The following is a 2,539-nucleotide window of genomic DNA, read 5'->3' as shown; positions in this document are numbered from 1 at the left end:
AAATCAAAAAACCCAGCGTTTAGGCTGGGTTTTAGAAAATAGATCCTGGCAGCGACCTACTCTCCCGCGTTAGCAGTACCATCGGCGCTGGAGGGCTTAACTTCCGTGTTCGGTATGGGAACGGGTGTTTCCCCTCCGCTATTGCCACCAGGAATTTTTATTTCAATTTTCAGAGCCACAGATACACACTGATTAGCACTGATTTACACTGATTATCTTGAAAATTACGACTGACCCTTCTTCTAGCATGCCAATCTTTATGTTCCACCAATCTCGACTCTGTGTAAACCGTCAGATTAACACTGATTGGCACTGATTTACACTGATATTTTTTATTTATATTTTTTATTTATCTGTGCTCATCTGTGTAAATCTGTGTTCATCTGTGGCTTATTCTAGGCTCTCTCAAAACTGCACAAGAGATTTTAAAGCGCCTAGGTCAAGCCCTCGACCTATTAGTACCGGTCGGCTCAACACATTGCTGTGCTTACACCCCCGGCCTATCTACCAGCTAGTCTTGCTGGGGTCTTACCCCGGCACTCAACCCGACACCTAACATCTCGCTTGCCTCTTCTACCAGCATCCGCTGATACAATCCTCGCTTCCTGCTAAGTGCCCGGTTGAGTGCCGGGTGGGAGAACTCATCTTGGGGTCGGCTTCGCGCTTAGATGCTTTCAGCGCTTATCCGTTCCAGACATAGCTACCCAGCTGTGCCCCTGGCGGAACAACTGGTACACCAGCGGTCTGTCCATCCCGGTCCTCTCGTACTAGGGACAGCTCCCCTCAATTCTCCTGCGCCTGCGACGGATAGGGACCGAACTGTCTCACGACGTTCTGAACCCAGCTCACGTACCGCTTTAATGGGCGAACAGCCCAACCCTTGGGACCTTCTCCAGCCCCAGGATGCGATGAGCCGACATCGAGGTGCCAAACCTCCCCGTCGATGTGGACTCTTGGGGGAGATAAGCCTGTTATCCCCGGGGTAGCTTTTGTCCGTTGAGCGACGGCCCTTCCACTCGGTACCGCCGGATCACTAAGCCCGACTTTCGTCCCTGCTCGAAGCGTCCCTCTCGCAGTCAAGCTCCCTTCTGCCTTTGCACTCTACGCGCGATTTCCATCCGCGCTGAGGGAACCTTTGGGCGCCTCCGTTACCCTTTAGGAGGCGACCGCCCCAGTCAAACTGCCCACCTGACACTGTCCCTCCCCCGGCTCACGGGGGCAGGTTAGAACTCCAGCAAGCCAAGAGTGGTATCCCACCAACGGCTCCACAGAACCTGGCGGCCCTGCTTCCCAGCCTCCCACCTATCCTGTACATGACCTGCCAAAATCCAATATCAGGCTACAGTAAAGCTCCACGGGGTCTTTCTGTCCTGTCGCAGGTAACCGGCATCTTCACCGGTATTACAATTTCACCGAGCCCCTCGTCGAGACAGCGCCCAGATCGTTACGCCTTTCGTGCGGGTCGGAACTTACCCGACAAGGAATTTCGCTACCTTAGGACCGTTATAGTTACGGCCGCCGTTCACCGGGGCTTCGGTTCAGAGCTTCTCCGGCACTCAATGGTCTCTACTTCACGCTCTCCCGTATGCGCTCCCTCAGCCATCTTCTGGCCTGTCCCGAACGCTTGAGATTCCTTTCCCTTCTCCTTGCGTCCGCATCGCTCGCATACGCTTCATAGTATGCTAATCTCCATCTGTGCCCACGTGTCCATCTGTTCCTGCCTTCATTGTGCTCCTGTATCCGCCGCTTGAGGTCTGACGTGTATCCTAGATACGTCTTCCCTCTTCGCTTACTATCACATACACGTAGTACACTTCATCTCCTCCTGGTAAAGACCATTGAGTGCCGGATAACCCTTCCCCTTAACCTTCCGGCACCGGGCAGGCGTCAGCCTCTATACTTCATCTTTCGATTTTGCAGAGACCTGTGTTTTTGGTAAACAGTCGCCTGGGCCTGGTCACTGCGACCCCCTCGTGCCACCATAAGTATATTACGGCTACACTATCGGGGTACCCCTTCTCCCGAAGTTACGGGGCCATTTTGCCGAGTTCCTTAACGAGGGTTCTCTCGCGCGCCTTAGGATTCTCTCCTCGCCTACCTGTGTCGGTTTGCGGTACGGGCACCCCAAACCTCGCTAGAGGCTTTTCTTGGCAGTTTGGGTTCAGCGACTTCGCTACTAATATTCGCTCCCCGTCACCCCTCAGGCTCCCCGCAAGGCGGATTTGCCTGCCTTGCACCCTACGGGCTTGGACGCACTCTTCCATCCGTGCGCTTCGCCTACCCTCCTGCGTCACCCCTTCGCTCAATCGGTCTGAAGGTGGCATCGGATTCTCAACCGATTCTCCATCACCTACGCCTTTCGGCCTCGGCTTAGGTCCCGGCTTACCCTGGGTGGACGAGCCTTCCCCAGGAAACCTTAGGCTTTCGGCGGACAGGATTCTCACCTGCCTTCTCGCTTACTCATGCCGGCATTCTCTCTTCTTACCAGTCCACCATTCCTTACGGTATGGCTTCTGCCCAGTAAGAACGCTCCCCTACC

The 2,539-nt window shown here is 54.5% G+C and carries 2 rRNA genes; both read right to left on the bottom strand.

The annotated features are described in order from the left end of the window. Window positions 1–43: 43 nt before the first annotated feature. Window positions 44–152 (bottom strand): 5S ribosomal RNA (gene rrf / locus HPY90_RS15785). A gap of 283 nt (window positions 153–435) precedes the next feature. Beyond that, window positions 436–2,539: ribosomal RNA gene (locus HPY90_RS15780) — 23S ribosomal RNA — on the bottom strand; the annotation flags it as partial.

This window comes from Syntrophothermus sp. (genome assembly GCF_013314835.1).
Classification (GTDB): Bacteria; Bacillota; Syntrophomonadia; order Syntrophomonadales; family Syntrophothermaceae; genus Syntrophothermus; species Syntrophothermus lipocalidus.
Note: the sequence above shows the minus strand (reverse complement) of the source record. Positions and strands in the feature narration are given on the sequence as shown.